The organism is Mesorhizobium sp. WSM2240 (genome assembly GCF_040438645.1).
Lineage (GTDB): Bacteria > Pseudomonadota > Alphaproteobacteria > Rhizobiales > Rhizobiaceae > Allomesorhizobium.
On record NZ_CP159253.1, the window covers coordinates 2137571 to 2154979 of the forward strand.

Below are 17409 nucleotides of genomic sequence, written 5' to 3' on the forward strand. Positions count from 1 at the left end.
TCAAGGCTGAAGCAGCTCTTCGCCGTGATCCGATTGTCTTGGCGCGTTGTGGCCGCTAAGGGCAGGGCATGAATCAGACATTCTCCTTTTCCCTCCTTGCCACCGACGGCAACGCCCGCCGCGGCGAGATCTCGATGCCGCGCGGCACAATTCGCACGCCGGCTTTCATGCCGGTCGGCACCGGCGGCACCGTCAAGGCCATGTATATGGACCAGGTGCGCGGCGTCGGCTCCGATATCATCCTAGGCAACACCTATCATCTGATGCTGCGGCCGGGCGCCGAGCGCGTTGCGCGGCTCGGCGGTTTGCACGAATTCGCCCGCTGGCCGTATCCGATCCTGACCGATTCCGGCGGCTTCCAGGTCATGTCGCTGTCGAAGCTGCGCAAGCTCAATGAGCAGGGCGTGACCTTCCGCTCGCATATAGACGGCGCACCCTACGAAATGTCGCCGGAACGCTCGATCGAAATACAAGGCCTGCTGGACTCAGACATCCAGATGCAGCTCGACGAATGCACCGCGCTGCCGGCCAAGGAGAGCGAGATCGAGCGGGCGATGGAACTGTCGCTGCGCTGGGCCGAGCGCTGCAAGGCGGCCTTCGGCGAGCAACCGGGCAAGGCGATGTTCGGCATCGTGCAGGGGGGCGACAATGCGCTGCTGCGCGTGAAATCAGCGCAGGCGCTGGCGGCGATGGACCTGAAGGGCTACGCGGTCGGCGGCCTGGCGGTCGGCGAGCCTCAGGCGGTGATGCTCGAAATGCTGGAGACAACCTGTCCGGAACTGCCAGCGGGTAAGCCGCGCTACCTGATGGGCGTCGGCACGCCCGACGATATATTGAAATCGGTCGCCCGCGGCATCGACATGTTCGATTGCGTGATGCCGACGCGCGCCGGCCGCCACGGCCTTGCCTATACGAGGCGCGGCAAGGTCAACCTCCGCAACGCACGCCATGCCGACGATCCCCGTCCGCTCGACGAAGAGAGCGACTGTCCGGCGGCGCGCGACTATTCCCGCGCCTATCTGCACCATCTGGTACGCTCGCAAGAGGCGCTGGGCGCCATGCTTTTGACCTGGAACAACCTTTCCTATTACCAGAGTCTGATGGGCCAGATCCGCGACGCGATCTCGGCCGGCGCGTTCGAGGAGCGCTCGGCGGAGATCAGCGAAGGCTGGGCCAAGGGCGACCTGCCACTGCTTTAGAACACGGACGGCTTCCGTCAGAGGCTCATTTCCTGCGCTGCGGATAGATCGTTTCGCCGCGCTTGAGCATCTCGACGAAGGCCGCGATCCTCTTCTTTCGGCCGGCTTCCGTCTTCATGTTGTGGGTGCGGAAGGCGAGCGCAAAACGGTTCTGCGCGCTGAGTTTCGCAAGCATTTCCCTGGCTCGGGGCTCGGCGTCTATTGCCGCCTGGAGATCGTCGGGGATCTTCATGTCTTTGCCGCTCTTGTAGGCGCGGTCCCAGCGCCCGTCGGCCTTGGCCGCCTCGACTTGAGCGAGCCCGTGCTCGGTCATCCGGCCTTCCTCGATCAGCCGCGCGACATTGTCGACATTGATCTGGCTCCACGTGCTCTTTCTGCCTCGCGGCGTGTAGCGCTGCAGATAGCTTTTGTCGTCGAAGCCCTTGCGGATCGCGTCGATCCAGCCCCAGCAAAGGACGACATCGATGGCCTCGGTCGGGCTGATCGACTTCAGTCCCGAGCCCACCTTGTGGATCTTGATCCAGACCTCGGCTTCCTTGTCGTGGTGCTTGCCGAGCCAGTGGTAAAAACTCTCGGCGTCCTTGAATTCATGGACCTTGCCGGGATCGACCTTGAAGGGCGCCATCGGAATATTCGCTCTCTATGCTCAACGTATTTGATGACCGCAGGCTGACGCCGCGGATATGGGCCGCTGCCGAAGCCGTGCTGATTCCATCATATTATACGTGGATCGGAGTCATAATTTCAGCGGCATGTCGAAAACCGGCGCCGCTTCCGCGGCTTGCCACCTGCTTCTGCCCAATCCGATTCCAATCGTGTAGGCAAGCTGCCGCGAAATTGGGCAGAGCCCACAGATGCTTGGGCCCTGAAGCGATTGGGCTTGCTTTTCCTGACGGACGCAATTGAAATACTGGTACAGGGGAGTGCGTGCGTGGTCGCTTTCGACGAGATGCTGCCGGAACCAACCGGATTGCGAAGGCCATATACCGGATATGACAGCTGGCTGAAGAAGCAGGATCCGGCGCGATTGACCGAAAAGATGCGCGACGCCGAGCGGGTCTTTCGCAAGACCGGCATCACATTCGCGGTCTATGGCGAGGAGGAGGCGGCGGAGCGGCTGATCCCCTTCGATATCGTGCCGCGCATCATTTCCGGACATGAATGGCGGCGGCTGACCCAGGGCATCGAGCAGCGCGTCCAGGCGCTGAACGCGTTCCTCGACGACATCTACCACCGCCAGGAGATATTGCGCGCCGGTCGCGTGCCGAAGGAACTAGTCGCCAACAACGAGGCGTTCTTGTCCGAAATGATCGGCGTGCGCCCGCCGGGCGGCGTCTATACCCATATCATCGGCGTCGACATCGTGCGGATCGGCGAGGACGAGTTCTACGTGCTCGAGGACAATGCGCGCACGCCTTCCGGTGTCTCCTACATGCTGGAAAACCGCGAGACTATGATGCAGCTCTTTCCGGAGCTGTTCCAGAGGATCAAAGTCCGGCCTGTCGAGAACTATCCGCAACTCCTGCGGCAATCGCTGGCGGCCGTGCGGCCGGACGGGGTCAAGGGAACCCCGACAATCGCGGTGCTGACGCCCGGCAGCTACAACTCCGCCTATTTCGAACACGCCTTCCTCGCCGATCAGATGGGGGTCCAACTCGTCGAGGGCCATGATCTGCGGGTCGTCGACGGCCATGTGGCTATGCGCACGACCGAGGGTTACAAGCAGATCGACGTGCTCTACCGGCGCGTTGACGATGCCTTCCTCGATCCGCTCACCTTCAATCCGGATTCGGCGCTCGGCGTGCCAGGGATCATGGACGTCTATCGCGCCGGCAACATCACCATCGCCAACGCGCCCGGCACCGGCATCGCCGACGACAAGGCGATCTATTCCTATATGCCGGAAATCATCGAGTTCTATACCGGCCGCAAGGCGATCCTGGGCAATATCCCGACCTGGCGCTGCTCGGAGCCCGACAGCCTGAAATATGTCCAGGAACACCTCTCCGAATTGGTGATCAAGGAAGTGCACGGCTCCGGCGGTTACGGAATGCTGGTCGGGCCGGCGGCGAGCAAGAAGGAGCGCGAGGATTTCGCCAAGAAGCTTGCCGCCAAGCCGTCCAACTACATCGCCCAGCCGACGCTGTCGCTGTCGACCTGCCCGATCCTGACGGAGAAGGGCTTGGCCCCGCGCCATGTCGATCTGCGTCCCTTCGTGCTGGTCTCCGACCGCATCCAGATCGTGCCGGGCGGGCTGACGCGCGTCGCGCTGAAGGAAGGCTCGCTGGTCGTCAATTCATCGCAGGGCGGCGGGACGAAGGATACGTGGGTGTTGGATGATTGAAGGTGAGGCAGTGGGCAGTAGGGGAATAGGGAATAGGGAATAGGGAATAGGGAATAGGGAGGGGTTCCTGACAGCAATTAATTCTTACCGGGACTTGCTGGTGTGGAAGGCGTCGATGGAGGTGGCGGTCTCCTGTTATGCACTAAGGCAAGCGTTCCCCAAGAGCGAAGTCTACGGAATGACCTCTCAGATTCGAAGGGCTTCAGCGTCAATTGCCGCTAACATCGCGGAGGGGCACGGGCGTGAAAACACCGGGTCGTACATTCAGTTTCTGAGGATGGCGCAGGGTTCTCTCAAAGAGTTGAAGACACATGTGATTTTGTCCGGAAGGGTGGGTTTGGTGCAGGAGCGCGATGCGGCCCGTTTACTCGATCAAACTCAAGAAGTCGGCAAGATGCTACGTTCATTGATAAGAAATCTGCAAAGTAAATCATGACGATGGCCCAATCTATTCCCTACTCCCTATTCCCAACTTCCTACTCCCCCAGCGGCGGAGCCGCCTAATGCTCCTCGGTCGCACCGCCAACGGCCTCTACTGGATGAACCGCTACATCGAGCGGGCCGAGAACATGGCGCGGCTGGTCGATGCGGGATTGCGCATGGCGCTGACCAGGACTGCGAGTTCGGCTGAGGAATGGACTTCCGTACTGCTCAGCGCCGGCTGCGAGACCGAGTTCCGCAACCGCTACGACGATCTGTCGGCAGCACCAGTCGCCGATTTCCTGCTGCGTGACACTTCGAACCCGTCCAGCGTCATGTCGTCCATCGAAACCGCCCGCAGCAACGCGCGCATGGTGCGCACGGCGCTGACGCGGGAAACCTGGGAGAGCATCAACGAAGCCTGGATGTCTCTGAAGCGCATGCTTGCAGACCCGATCGACGAGCGCGAGTTGCCGAAGGTGCTCGACGCCATCAAGCGGGAGACGGCGCTGATACGCGGCGCCTTCTACGGCACCATGCTGCGCAACGAGATATTTGACTTTTCGCAGATCGGGACGTTCATCGAACGTGCCGACAACACCGCCCGCATCCTCGACGTGAAATATTACGTGCTGCTGCCGTCGATCTCATGGGTCGGTTCGTCGCTCGACAATTATCAGTGGGAGTCGATCCTGCGCTCGGTCTCGGCGCACCGCTCCTATCGCTGGGTCTATGAGGCCGACTACCGCCCGACCAACATTGCCGATTATCTGATCCTCGATGGCCGCATGCCGCGCTCGCTGGCCTTCTGCTACCGCAACATCTCGCAGAGCCTGAACTATCTCGACGAGGCGTACGGCATGCGCCATGTGTGCCACAAGACCGTCGCCGAGACGCTGGCTAAGCTGAAGGTCGGATCGATCAAGGAGATATTCGATTCCGGCCTCCACGAATTCCTGATGGACTTCATCCGCGACAACTACCGGCTGGGTGACGAGGTCGCCGAGCATTACCGGTTTCACTGATGGCGGGTGGTCCGATGCGTCTGAAGATCACCCACCGCACCGAATACCGTTATGACTTTCCCATCCAGTACGGGCTGCAGCGGTTGAGGCTGGTGCCCAATGGCGGCGCCTGTCAGTCGGTGCAGTCCTGGTCGCTCAACATCGAAGGCGCGCGCGAGGAGGCTCGATTCACCGATCAATTCGGCAACGACACGCGGCTGGTCAGCATAGAAGGCGAGCCGCGCATAGTCAGCGTCGAGGCCGCGGGCGAGGTGCTCACGCACAACAAAGCCGGCGTGACCGGCGCGCATCAGGGTTTTGCTCCACTCTGGCTGTTCGAACGGCCGACGCCGTTGACCGAGGCAGGCGAGGGCATACGCGACCTTGCCGGTTCGATAAGCGGCGGCTCCGATATCGAGCGGCTGCACCGCCTGATGAATGTGATCGGCGAACGCGTCGCCTATAGAGCCGGCGTCACCGACGCCGCCACCGCAGCCGAGGCGGCGCTGGCGCTTAAGACCGGTGTCTGCCAGGACCATGCGCATATCTTCATCTCGGCGGCGCGGCTGCTCGGCTTTCCCGCCCGCTACGTCAGCGGCTATCTGATGATGGATGCCGCCACCGAGCAGGCGGCCAGCCATGCCTGGGCCGAAGCCCATGTAAAATCGCTCGGCTGGGTTGCCTTCGATGCCGCCAACGGTATCTCTCCCGACGAGCGCTATGTGCGGCTGGCGACCGGCCGCGACTATCGCGACGCCGCCCCGGTGTCGGGGATTAGGATTGGACAGGCGGCGGAACAGCTTGCGGTCCGCATCACTGTGGAGCAGTAATTTCCGGCAAATTCGCCGCCGGAAGAGATTCGATGACCTATTGTGTCGGCCTCAAGATCGATCGCGGGCTTGTGTTCATGTCGGACACCCGCACCAATGCCGGGATCGACTCGATATCGACTTTCCGCAAGATGAAGGTCTGGGAAAAGCCGGGCGAGCGTGTCGTGGTTCTGATGTCGGCCGGTAATCTGGCGACCACGCAAGCCGTGGTGAGCCTGCTCGACGAACGTATGAAGGCGGTGAAGGATCGTACACCGACGCTGCTCGCGACGCCTTCGATGTTCCAGACCGCGCGGCTGGTCGGAGACACCGTCAAGGAGGTGATCGCCAGTTCGACGCCCGAGGGGGAAAGGGCCGATTCCTATTTCAACGCCTCGTTCATTCTCGGCGGCCAGATTCGCGGCTCAGAGCCGCGCTTGTTCATGGTCTATCCGGAAGGCAATTTCATCGAATCGACCGCCGACACGCCGTTCTTCCAGGTCGGGGAGACCAAATATGGCAAGCCGATCATCGTCAGGGCCTACGATCGCGCCATGAGCTTCGCCGAAACGGTCAAGCTGCTCATGGTTTCGTTCGATTCGACGATGAAATCAAATCTGTCGGTCGGCCTGCCGCTCGATCTGCTGTTCTACGAGAAAGATTCCTTCCGGGTAACGCTGAACAAGCGCATCGGCCATGACGATCCATATTACCGGACGATTTCCGATGGCTGGTCGAACGCGCTAAAGCTGGCCTTCAAGAGCCTGCCCGATTTTCCCGAGTAGATGCGTCCGGCCAGGGCCGGCGGAGGAGGGTGTTTGGACCGCGACGAGTTCCGAAAATGGTCGCATGTTGCGGCCGAATGGGGCGCCGATTACCGCGAAACGCTGCGCGACAGGCCGGTACGGGCGCGCACACAGCCCGGCGCGATTGCGGCGCAAATCGCGGCCTCGCCGCCCGAAGAAGCTGAGCCTATGGAGGCGATCTTCGCCGATTTCGAGGAGCAGATATTGCCGGGCATGACGCATTGGCAGCATCCGCGCTTCTTCGCCTACTTCCCGGCCAACGCCGCTCCGGTTTCGGTCGTGGCCGAATATCTGGTCTCGGCGATGGCCGCGCAATGTATGCTTTGGCAGACCTCGCCGGCGGCCACCGAACTCGAAACCGTGATGATCGACTGGCTCCGCCAGGCGCTCGGCCTGCCCGAAGGCTTTTCCGGCGTCATCCAGGACTCGGCATCCTCGGCGACGCTCGCGGCGGTTCTCACCATGCGCGAGCGCGCGCTCGACTGGCAGGGCAACGTCACTGGATTGTCGGGGCACAAGGCTCTTCGCATTTATTGCTCGGAGCAGGTCCACACTTCGGTCGACCGCGCCATCTGGGTTGCCGGCATCGGCAGCGACAATCTGGTGCGCATTCCGACCGGCGGACGCCAGCGGTCGATGGACGTCGCAGCGCTCGACGCCCAGATCATCCGCGACCGGCAGGCAGGCTTGCTGCCGGCCGGGATCATCCCATGCGTTGGCGGGACCAGCGTCGGCGGCACCGACGACATTGCCGGTGTATGCGCGGTGGCGCGCAAGCAAGGACTCTATGTCCATGTCGACGCGGCCTGGGCGGGCTCGGCAATGATATGCCCTGAATTCCGGCATTTCTGGGCAGGCGTCGAGGAGGCCGATTCCATCGTCTTCAACCCGCACAAATGGCTCGGCGCCCAATTCGATTGCTCGGTACAGTTCATCCGCGAGCCGGACAGTCTCGTGAAGACGCTCGCCATCCAGCCGGAATATCTGAAAACGCATGGCAAGGACGGCATCATCAACTATTCCGAATGGTCAGTGCCGCTCGGCCGCCGGTTCCGCGCGCTAAAACTCTGGTTCCTGCTACGCGCCTACGGGCTCGAAGGATTGCGGACGAGGATCCGCGACCATGTCCGCTGGAGCGAGGCGCTGGCGGCCAGGCTTAGCCGTGAGCCGCGTTTCGAGATCGTCACCGAGCCGATGCTGTCGCTGTTTTCGTTCCGCCATCGCGCGCCGGAAGGCCGCGACGGCGACGAGCACAATCTGCGGCTCGTCAACGCCATCAACGATGCCGGCCGCATCTACCTCACCCAGACCCGCGTCGACGGGCGCGTGGCGATCCGCTTCCAGGCCGGCCAGTTCGACACGACGCAGGCCGACGTGGACGCGGCTTTCGATGCGATCATGGATGCGGCCGCATTGCTGAATTGAGCGAGCCGGCTTTTCTATTAGTCAGCTAAGTTATTTCGGCCGAATTCGGCTGCGGGAGGATTGACAGCCGACCGCTTTCGTTTTCGTATGAGTAAACCAAAAACGAAAGCGGAGGATCGGAAATGTATCTGTCGGCGCGGCATTCCGAAATCGTGCAGATGGCCAAGGACAATGGCCGCGTGCTCGTCGACGATCTCGCCACCCATTTCGGCGTGACGCCGCAGACGATCCGCAAGGATCTCAATGATTTGTGCGACCAGCGCCTGCTCAGTCGCATCCATGGCGGCGCGCTTTTCCCCTCCGGTATAGAGAACATGGAGTACGAGGCACGGCGCAAGATCGCTTCGGACGAGAAGGAGGCGATCGGCAAGGCGGCGGCGCGGCTGATCCCGGACAACGCCTCGCTGTTCATTAACATCGGCACCACCACGGAAGCCGTCTCGAAGGCGCTGCTCGATCATGTCGGGCTGATGGTCATCACCAATAACATCAATGTCGCCAACAGGATGCGCGTATATCCCGGCATCGAGGTGGTGATCGCCGGCGGAGTGGTGCGCGGCTCGGACGGCGGCGTGGTCGGCGAGGCGGCAGTCGATTTCATCAAGCAGTTCAAGGTCGATTACGCGGTCATCGGCGCCTCGGCCATCGACCATGACGGCGCGCTTCTCGATTTCGATTTTCGCGAAGTGAAAGTGGCGCAGGCGATCATCGCCAATGCCAGACACGTCATCCTGGTGTCCGACGCGACGAAATTCGAGCGCACCGCGCCGGTGCGGATCGGCCATCTTTCGCAGGTCGATACCTTTATTACCGACCATTGCGACATCGCGGCGGTGCGCCGCATCTGCCAGGATTCGGAGGTGCAGCTCATCGAAACCTCGCGCGGGATGGCGGTCCCGGCCGGGCAAAAGGCAAATTCTGTTTGACGCTGATTTTCGTTTGACATTCGTTCCAACTTCGAAATAATTCCCCTACGGTTTCGAAACGGCATGAAAATGCTGCACTGCGAAACTCGGGAGGAATTTCTCTTTGGACGCAGTTCCCATCCATGACATCTTCGTCATCGGCGGCGGCATCAATGGCTGCGGCATAGCCCGCGACGCGGCGGGCCGAGGCTATTCCGTGTTCCTCGCGGAAATGAACGATCTCGCCAGCGGCACGTCCTCCGGCTCGACGAAGCTGATCCATGGCGGTCTGCGCTACCTCGAGCATTACGAATTCCGCCTGGTGCGCGAGGCGCTGATGGAGCGCGAGGTGCTGTGGAAAGCGGCGCCGCATATCATCTGGCCGATGCGCTTCGTGCTGCCCTACGCCAAGGGACTGCGCCCGGCATGGCTGATCAGGCTCGGGCTTTTCCTTTACGATCACATTGGCGGGCGCAAATTGCTGCCGCCGACGCGAACGCTCGACATGACGCGCGATCCTGCAGGCAAGCCGCTCAAGCCGTTGTTCCGCAAGGCTTTCGAATATTCGGACGGCTGGGTCAACGACGCCCGGCTGGTGGTGCTCAACGCCCGCGACGCGGCCGAGCGTGGCGCCATGATCCGGACGCGCGCCAAGGTGGTGCGGGCGCGGCGGGAGAACGGCCACTGGACCCTCTCGGTCGAGAATCTGCGCGACAAAACGGTCGAGACAGTAAAGGCCCGCCTGATCGTCAACGCGGCCGGGCCGTGGGTGGACAGGGTGCTCGCCGGAACCGTGGGGCAGAACGACGTCCACAATGTCCGCCTAGTGCAGGGCAGCCACATCGTCATTCAGAAGAAATTCGATGATCCGCGCGCCTATTTCTTCCAGAACAAGGATGGGCGGATCATCTTCGCCATTCCCTATGAGGGCGATTTCACGCTGATCGGCACCACCGATCAGGACTATGTCGGCGACCCTCGCGAAGCGAAGATCACCGACGCGGAGATCGACTATCTTTGCGCGGCGGCCAGCGAGTATTTCGCCGAACCGGTGCGGCGCAAGGACATCGCCTGGACTTATTCCGCGGTGCGCCCGCTCTATGACGACGGCGCGTCGAAGGCGCAGGAGGCGACCCGCGACTATGTGTTGAAGTCGGACGCGCCGGGCGGGCAGGCGCCGATCATCAACATATTCGGCGGCAAGATCACCACCTACAGGCGCTTGGCCGAATCCATGCTGGAAAAAATCGGAGAGCATCTCGGCAAGCGTGGCGAGCCCTGGACCGCCAGCACGCCGCTGCCGGGCGGCGATTTCCCTGTCTCCGGGTTCGATGCGGAAGTGGCGAAGCTGAAGGCCGCTTATCCGTTCATCGACCTTGGCCATGCGCAACGGCTGACCAGGCTTTACGGCACGCGGGCCAAAACTCTGCTAGGCTTGGCCAGGTCGCAGGCCGATCTTGGCCGGCATTTCGGCGCTGATCTCTACGAGGCCGAAATCCGCTATCTGATGAGCCAGGAATGGGCGGTAACCGCGGAAGACATTTTGTGGCGCAGGACCAAGCGCGGGCTCAAGGTGACGCCGGAGCAGACGGACGCTCTCGACCGCTACATGAACGGCTTGAGCGGCGCGATAGCGGCCGCCGAATGAGCAACGCAATGGGCAGGATGGCCTTGGAGGAGGCGCAATGCTGGAACTGAGAAACGTAACCAAGACGGTGGCCGGCGTGGACCACATCAGCGATGTGTCGCTGACGCTCCAGCACGGCTCGCTCAACGTGCTTCTCGGGCCGACGCTTTCCGGCAAGACCAGCCTGATGCGGCTGATGGCGGGGCTCGACGCGCCGAGTTCAGGCTCGGTCTGGTTCGACGGCGTTAACGTGACCGGAGTGCCGGTTCAGAAGCGCAACATCGCCATGGTCTACCAGCAGTTTATCAACTATCCGGCGATGACGGTTTACGAAAACATCGCTTCGCCGCTGCGCGTCGCTGGCGCCAGCCAGGCGACGATCGACAGCGAAGTGAAACGCGCCGCCTCGCTCCTGAAGCTGACACCCTATCTCGACCGCACTCCGCTCAACCTGTCCGGCGGGCAGCAGCAGCGCACCGCGCTCGCTCGTGCGATCGTCAAGAATGCCGGCCTGGTGTTGCTCGACGAGCCGCTCGCCAATCTCGACTACAAGCTGCGCGAGGAACTGCGCGCCGAACTGCCGAAGATCTTTGCCGAAACCGGCGCGATCTTCGTCTACGCCACCACCGAACCGCACGAGGCGCTGCTGCTAGGCGGCAACACGGCGACGCTTTCGGAAGGGCGCGTCACGCAGTTCGGGCCGACGATCGACGTGTTCCGCAAGCCAAACGATCTGCTGACCGCGATGACCTTCGCCGATCCGCCGCTGAACACGATCGTGCTCAGGAAGAGCGGACCGCACTTCCTGCTCGATGGCGGCGTCAACCTTCCGGTTCCGGCCGAGATGGAGCACGCGGAAGACGGCTCCTATACGATCGGCTTTCACCCGCATCACCTTGCGCCGCGCGCCAGGACGGCGGCGGCGGTGCCGATCACCGCCAAAGTCTCGATCACCGAAATCACCGGCTCGGAAAGCTTCGTGCATCTCAATTTCGCCGATGCGCGCTGGGTCATGCTGGCGCATGGCATACGCGTGTTCGAGGCCGACGAGACCATCGAGGTGTTCATCGACCCGCGTCATATCATGGTCTTCGACGCCGGCGGCCGTTCGGTCGCGGCTCCCCAAAGAATGGCGGCGTAAGAACATGGCGCGCATCGATCTGAACCACATCCGCCACGCCTACATGCCCGATCCGAAGTCGGATGCAGATTATGCGCTGAAGGAAGTGCACCATACATTCGAAGATGGCGGCGCCTATGCACTGCTCGGCCCGTCAGGCTGCGGCAAGACCACGCTGTTGAACATCATTTCGGGCCTGCTGCACGCCTCGCATGGCGAGCTGCTGTTCGACGGCAAGGATGTCACGCGGCTGTCGACGCAGGAGCGCAATATCGCCCAGGTGTTCCAGTTCCCGGTGATCTACGACACCATGACCGTTTACGACAATCTGGCCTTCCCGCTGCGCAACCGCGGCGTGCCGGAGGCCGATGTCGACCGCAAGGTGCGCGAGACGCTGGAAATGATCGACCTCGCCGACTGGGCGAAGCGGCGGGCGAGGGGGCTGACCGCCGATCAGAAGCAGAAGATATCACTCGGCCGTGGCCTCGTGCGCTCGGACGTCAACGCCATTCTGTTCGACGAGCCGCTGACCGTCATCGACCCGCACATGAAATGGGTGCTGCGCTCGCAGCTGAAGCAGCTTCACAGGCGCTTCGGCTACACCATGGTCTATGTCACGCACGACCAGACCGAAGCGCTGACCTTCGCCGAGAAGGTCGTCGTCATGTATGACGGCGAGATCGTGCAGATCGGCACGCCGGCCGAGCTGTTCGAACGCCCGAAGCACACATTCGTCGGCTATTTCATCGGCTCGCCGGGCATGAACGTCATGCCGGTCGAGATCGACGGCGGCAACGCTCGGATCGGTACGCAAACCATTGCGCTGCCGGGTGTGCTGATGGCCAAGGCAGGCGGCTCGACCGAACTCGGCATAAGGCCCGAATATGTCCGGCTTGGCAGCGAAGGCATGCCGGTCTCGGTCAGCAAGGTCGAGGATATCGGCCGCCATAAGGTCGTGCGCGCCAGCCTCGAGGGCCGCGAGATCGCCGCCATTCTTGGCGAGGACGAAAGCATTCCGGCCGACCCGAAGATCACCTTCGACCCGGCCGGCATCAACATCTACGCCGACTCCTGGCGCGTTGAGACAGGGAGCTGACCATGGACAAGACCTGGAACAACAAGGCCTGGTTCATGGTGCTGCCGGTGCTGCTGCTGGTGGCGTTCTCGGCCCTGATTCCGTTGATGACGGTCGTCAACTATTCGGTGCAGGACACGTTCGGCGCGAACGAGTTCTTCTGGGCCGGCACCGCCTGGTACGAGGAAGTGCTGGAATCCGACCGCTTCTGGAATTCGATGGCGCGCAATCTTCTGTTCTCCGCCATCATCCTCGGCATAGAGATCCCGCTCGGCATCTTCATCGCGCTCAACATGCCGCGAAAAGGCTGGGGCGTGCCGGTGTGCCTGGTGCTGATGGCGCTGCCGCTGCTCATTCCGTGGAACGTCGTTGGCACCATCTGGCAGGTGTTCGGCCGCATCGATATCGGGCTTCTCGGCTATACGCTGTCGGCGCTTGGCTTGGACTACAATTATGTCAGCGATCCGTTCGACGCCTGGGTCACGGTCATCGTCATGGACGTCTGGCACTGGACGAGCCTGGTCGTCCTGCTCTGCTATGCCGGGCTGGTTTCGATCCCCGACGCCTATTACCAGGCGGCCAAGATAGACGGCGCCTCGCGCTGGGCGATCTTCCGCTACATCCAGCTGCCGAAGATGAACCGCGTGCTGCTGATCGCCGTGCTGCTGCGCTTCATGGACAGTTTCATGATCTACACCGAACCCTTCGTCGTGACCGGCGGCGGCCCGGGCAACACCACGACTTTCCTGTCGATCGACCTGGTCAAGCTGGCCATCGGCGAGTTCAATCTCGGCGAGGCGGCGGCGATGTCGATCATCTACTTCCTGATCGTGCTTCTGCTGTCATGGATCTTCTACACGGTCATGACTAGCTACGATGCGGAGCGCTGAGATGACGGTGCGCGAACAGACGACTGCTGCAAGCGCGGAAGCGCTGATGCGCCGGAGCCAGGCTGGAGCCGAGGCGCATCCGTCCAACGTGGCTCTGGCGCGCAAGATGCGCCGGCGCGGCGAGGAATCGCGCTTCTGGTGGCTGGTGCCGACGATCTACATCATCTTTCTGATGCTACCGATCTACTGGCTCATCAATATGAGCTTCAAGACCAACCAGGAAATTCTGGGAGCCTTCTCGCTGTGGCCGCAGAATCCTACGCTGCGCAATTACGCGGTGATCTTCACCGACCCGTCCTGGTACAAGGGTTACATCAACTCGATCATCTATGTGGTCATGAACACGGTGATTTCGGTCAGCGTTGCGCTGCCCGCCGCCTACGCTTTTTCGCGCTACCGCTTCCTCGGCGACAAGCACCTGTTCTTCTGGCTGCTCACCAACCGCATGGCTCCGCCGGCGGTGTTCGCGCTGCCCTTCTTCCAGCTCTATTCGGCTTTTGGGCTGATCGACACGCATATCGCGGTCGCGCTAGCGCACTGCCTGTTCAACGTGCCGCTGGCGGTGTGGATACTCGAAGGCTTCATGTCGGGCGTGCCGAAGGAAATCGACGAGACCGCCTATATCGACGGTTACTCGTTCCCGCGCTTCTTCGTGAAGATTTTCACGCCGCTGATCGCAAGCGGTATCGGCGTCGCGGCCTTCTTCTGCTTCATGTTCTCCTGGGTCGAACTGCTGATCGCGCGCACCCTGACCACCACCGACGCCAAGCCGATCGCCGCGATCATGACCCGCACCGTCTCGGCCTCCGGCCTCGACTGGGGCGTGCTGGCGGCCGCCGGCGTGCTCACCATCATTCCGGGCGCGCTCGTGATCTGGTTCGTCCGCAACTACATCGCCAAGGGCTTCGCCCTGGGGAGGGTGTGATGCGCTTGAGGTGGCTAATCGCAGGTTGGGTTGCATGCATCGCCGGTATGGCTTTGTTACCGGGCGTCTACTTGCAATTTGGCGGCAGTCCGCTCACGGGCGCCATCCTGTTGGCAGGAATTACGCTGACCTTTGGCCTCGCCCTCGCACCTTACATGTTGGTTGGGATTTTCTGGACGCCCATCGCACTTTGGACCGGTAGTTCTCTCAACTTAGAAGTCTGTTGCACGCAAAGTCAAAGTGGCCACGCCGAGCGCATGTTCGGCAACATGATCGGGGCACCGATCGCGATTTTGATTTATGTGGTTGTTGCTCAACTCTTGCTCAAAAGGTCGGCTAATCCGGGCGTATCTTTCGCCTTTACGGCAATCCTGTTCGTCGGGTGGATGGCGCTGATCGAGCGGGCCGATGCCTATGCCATGAATGAGCTTTGTCCACCGATCTGCAAAGGAGATGCATGATGCTCGACCTCTCCTGGATGGCCGGAACCTGGCCGATCACCATCATTCCGGGCGCGCTCGTGATCTGGTTCGTCCGCAACTACATCGCCAAGGGCTTCGCCCTGGGTCGGGTTTAGGGAGTAGTGCGATGACCAACACCCGACGCTGGCAAATTCCCCTGATCGCAGTGCTAGCCTTGTACGGCGCGGTGGTCTGGCTGCTGACCAGCCTCTTGCCGGCCAAGGACGGCGCGACCGACTGGTTCGCGCCGCTCAGGGCCGGCGGATGGATGGCCTGGTCGTTCCCGACCGCGCTGTTTTTCCTGACGATCATGCTGCTGCTCGCCCTTATGGCGGTCTGGGAATACGCCTCGCCCGGCGGCAATCCGCGTGTCGGCCTGTTGCGCTTCGAGACGACGCGCGGCGACCGCCTTTTTATATCGCTGCTCGGCAGCGCCTACATCCATCTCGCTTGGCTGGGTCTCGTCGGACCCAACCTGTGGTGGGCTCTCGCCCTTTCGGTGGTCTACGCGATCGGCGTATTCCGCTTCGTCTAGGGCGGGCATTGATCGGAGCGCGAACGCTCTGATGGAACTTGTAACTGTAACGGGAGGAAACCCATGCGAAGGCAATTTCTGACATCTACGACCGCCCTGGTCCTGCTCCTCGGAGCCGGCCAGGCCTATGCCGGAATGGACGAAGCCAAGGCGTTCCTGGACGCCGAGATCAAGGACATGTCGACGCTCGACCGCGCTGCACAGGAAGCCGAGATGCAGTGGTTCATCGATGCCGCGAAGCCTTTCGCCGGCATGGATATCAAGGTGGTCTCGGAAACCATCACCACCCACGAATACGAATCCAAGACGCTGGCCAAGGCGTTTTCCGACATCACCGGCATCAAGGTCACGCATGACCTGATCGGCGAAGGCGACGTTGTCGAGAAACTGCAGACACAGATGCAGTCGGGCGAGAACATCTACGACGCCTACATCAACGATTCGGACCTCATCGGCACCCACTGGCGCTACCAGCAGGCGCGCAACCTGACCGACTGGATGGCCAATGCCGGCAAGGACGTGACCAATCCGAACCTCGACGTCGACGACTTCATCGGCAAGTCGTTCACCACGGCGCCGGACGGCAACCTCTACCAGCTGCCCGACCAGCAGTTCGCGAACCTTTACTGGTTCCGCTACGATTGGTTCAACGACGAGAAGAACAAGGCCGACTTCAAGGCGAAGTACGGCTACGACCTCGGCGTGCCGGTCAATTGGTCGGCCTATGAGGACATTGCCGAGTTCTTCACCGGCCGCGAGATCGACGGCAAGAAGGTCTATGGCCACATGGACTACGGCAAGAAGGACCCGTCGCTGGGCTGGCGCTTCACCGACGCCTGGCTTTCCATGGCCGGCAATGGCGACAAGGGCATCCCGAACGGGCTTCCGGTCGATGAGTGGGGCATCAAGGTCAATGAAAAGTCGCAGCCGGTCGGCTCCTGCGTGGCGCGCGGCGGCGACACCAACGGTCCGGCCGCGGTCTACTCCATCGAAAAATATCTCGAATGGCTGAAGGCCTATGCGCCGCCGGAAGCTCAGGGCATGACCTTCTCCGAATCCGGCCCGGTGCCGGCGCAGGGAGCCATCGCGCAGCAGATCTTCTGGTACACGGCGTTCACCGCCGACATGGTCAAGGAAGGCCTGCCGGTGCTCAACGAGGACGGCACGCCGCGCTGGCGCATGGCCCCCAGCCCGCATGGCGTCTACTGGAAGGACGGCATGAAGCTCGGCTACCAGGACGCCGGTTCGTGGACGCTGATGAAGTCGACGCCGGACGACCGTGCCAAGGCCGCCTGGCTTTATGCGCAGTTCGTCACCTCCAAGACCGTGGACGTGAAGAAGAGCCATGTCGGCCTGACCTTCATCCGCGAATCGACCCTGCAGCACCAGAGCTTCACCGACCGTGCGCCGAAGCTCGGCGGCCTGATCGAGTTCTACCGCTCGCCGGCCCGCGTGCAGTGGACCCCGACCGGCACCAACGTGCCGGACTATCCGAAGCTTGCGCAGCTCTGGTGGCAGGCGATCGGCGACGCGTCGTCGGGCGCCAAGACCGCGCAGGAGGCGATGGATTCGCTCTGCGCCGAACAGGAGAAGGTGCTGGCACGCCTCGAGCGCGCCGGCGTGCAGGGCGACATCGGCCCGAAGCTCGCCGAGGAGACTTCACTCGAGGAGCAGAACGCAGCCGCGGTCGCGGCCGGCAATCTCGCTCCGCAGCTGAAGATCGAGAACGAGAAGGAACAGCCGCAGACCGTCAACTATGACGAGCTGGTCAAGAGCTGGAGCGAGTAGTAACGGCGTCTGCCGCGATCGATATGAGGGGAGGCGGCGCGAATGCCGGCTCCCTTCTTCTATAGTGTAAGGGGAG

The 17409-nt window shown here is 62.0% G+C and carries 17 protein-coding genes and 1 pseudogene; 17 read left to right on the forward strand and 1 reads right to left on the reverse strand.

Annotated features, from left to right (window positions below):
- Nucleotides 1-68 precede the first annotated feature (68 nt).
- Nucleotides 69-1199, forward strand: a complete 1131-nt coding sequence (tgt, locus tag ABVK50_RS10265; protein ID WP_353641667.1) for a tRNA guanosine(34) transglycosylase Tgt — start codon at nt 69-71, stop codon at nt 1197-1199.
- 25 nt (nt 1200-1224) lie between these two features.
- Here tgt and ABVK50_RS10270 read toward each other — a convergent pair whose 3' ends face one another.
- Nucleotides 1225-1824: a YdeI/OmpD-associated family protein gene (locus ABVK50_RS10270; protein ID WP_353641666.1), complete on the reverse strand. Its 600-nt coding sequence runs from the start codon at nt 1822-1824 to the stop codon at nt 1225-1227.
- A gap of 306 nt (nt 1825-2130) precedes the next feature.
- Between ABVK50_RS10270 and ABVK50_RS10275 the strand changes: the two genes are divergently transcribed.
- The 16 genes and pseudogenes from ABVK50_RS10275 (at nt 2131) to ABVK50_RS10350 (ending at nt 17333) form a co-directional block, all read left to right on the forward strand.
- On the forward strand, nt 2131-3543 hold the full coding sequence (locus ABVK50_RS10275) for a circularly permuted type 2 ATP-grasp protein (protein WP_353641665.1): 1413 nt from the start codon (nt 2131-2133) through the stop codon (nt 3541-3543).
- Between the two features lie 115 nt (nt 3544-3658).
- Nucleotides 3659-3979 (forward strand): four helix bundle protein, encoded by a 321-nt coding sequence (locus ABVK50_RS10280; protein ID WP_353641664.1) that lies wholly within the window; start codon nt 3659-3661, stop codon nt 3977-3979.
- A 67-nt stretch (nt 3980-4046) separates the two neighbouring features.
- Nucleotides 4047-4988: an alpha-E domain-containing protein gene (locus ABVK50_RS10285; RefSeq protein WP_353641663.1), complete on the forward strand. Its 942-nt coding sequence runs from the start codon at nt 4047-4049 to the stop codon at nt 4986-4988.
- 14 nt (nt 4989-5002) lie between these two features.
- The gene (locus tag ABVK50_RS10290) at nt 5003-5797 is read left to right on the forward strand and encodes a transglutaminase family protein (RefSeq protein WP_353641662.1); all 795 of its coding nucleotides are present in this window, start codon (nt 5003-5005) and stop codon (nt 5795-5797) included.
- A gap of 32 nt (nt 5798-5829) precedes the next feature.
- Entirely contained in the window at nt 5830-6561 is a 732-nt protein-coding gene (locus ABVK50_RS10295; protein ID WP_353641661.1) for a proteasome-type protease, read from the forward strand.
- A gap of 33 nt (nt 6562-6594) precedes the next feature.
- The gene (locus tag ABVK50_RS10300) at nt 6595-8007 is read left to right on the forward strand and encodes a pyridoxal-dependent decarboxylase (protein ID WP_353641660.1); all 1413 of its coding nucleotides are present in this window, start codon (nt 6595-6597) and stop codon (nt 8005-8007) included.
- A 122-nt stretch (nt 8008-8129) separates the two neighbouring features.
- Nucleotides 8130-8933, forward strand: a complete 804-nt coding sequence (locus ABVK50_RS10305; protein ID WP_353641659.1) for a DeoR/GlpR family DNA-binding transcription regulator — start codon at nt 8130-8132, stop codon at nt 8931-8933.
- 103 nt (nt 8934-9036) lie between these two features.
- Complete coding sequence (glpD, locus tag ABVK50_RS10310; RefSeq protein WP_353641658.1) at nt 9037-10560, forward strand: glycerol-3-phosphate dehydrogenase; 1524 nt, start codon at nt 9037-9039, stop codon at nt 10558-10560.
- A gap of 37 nt (nt 10561-10597) precedes the next feature.
- On the forward strand, nt 10598-11680 hold the full coding sequence (locus ABVK50_RS10315) for an ABC transporter ATP-binding protein (protein WP_353641657.1): 1083 nt from the start codon (nt 10598-10600) through the stop codon (nt 11678-11680).
- 4 nt (nt 11681-11684) lie between these two features.
- The gene (locus ABVK50_RS10320) at nt 11685-12755 is read left to right on the forward strand and encodes an ABC transporter ATP-binding protein (protein WP_353641656.1); all 1071 of its coding nucleotides are present in this window, start codon (nt 11685-11687) and stop codon (nt 12753-12755) included.
- Nucleotides 12756-12757: 2 nt separating this feature from the next.
- Nucleotides 12758-13624 carry a sugar ABC transporter permease gene (locus ABVK50_RS10325; protein ID WP_353641655.1) on the forward strand — a complete coding sequence of 289 codons (867 nt, stop codon included), beginning with the start codon at nt 12758-12760 and terminating at the stop codon, nt 13622-13624.
- A gap of 106 nt (nt 13625-13730) precedes the next feature.
- Entirely contained in the window at nt 13731-14549 is an 819-nt protein-coding gene (locus ABVK50_RS10330; protein ID WP_353645965.1) for a carbohydrate ABC transporter permease, read from the forward strand.
- On the forward strand, nt 14549-15010 hold the full coding sequence (locus ABVK50_RS10335) for a hypothetical protein (protein WP_353641654.1): 462 nt from the start codon (nt 14549-14551) through the stop codon (nt 15008-15010). Before ABVK50_RS10330 ends, ABVK50_RS10335 begins: the two co-directional genes overlap by 1 nt.
- A gap of 35 nt (nt 15011-15045) precedes the next feature.
- Nucleotides 15046-15126 (forward strand): annotated as a pseudogene (locus ABVK50_RS10340) (carbohydrate ABC transporter permease); the annotation flags it as partial.
- Between the two features lie 11 nt (nt 15127-15137).
- Complete coding sequence (locus tag ABVK50_RS10345) at nt 15138-15545, forward strand: DUF2160 domain-containing protein (protein WP_353641653.1); 408 nt, start codon at nt 15138-15140, stop codon at nt 15543-15545.
- Between the two features lie 63 nt (nt 15546-15608).
- Nucleotides 15609-17333, forward strand: coding sequence for an ABC transporter substrate-binding protein (locus ABVK50_RS10350; protein ID WP_353641652.1), 1725 nt, complete (start codon nt 15609-15611; stop codon nt 17331-17333).
- The last annotated feature ends 76 nt before the right edge of the window (nt 17334-17409 follow it).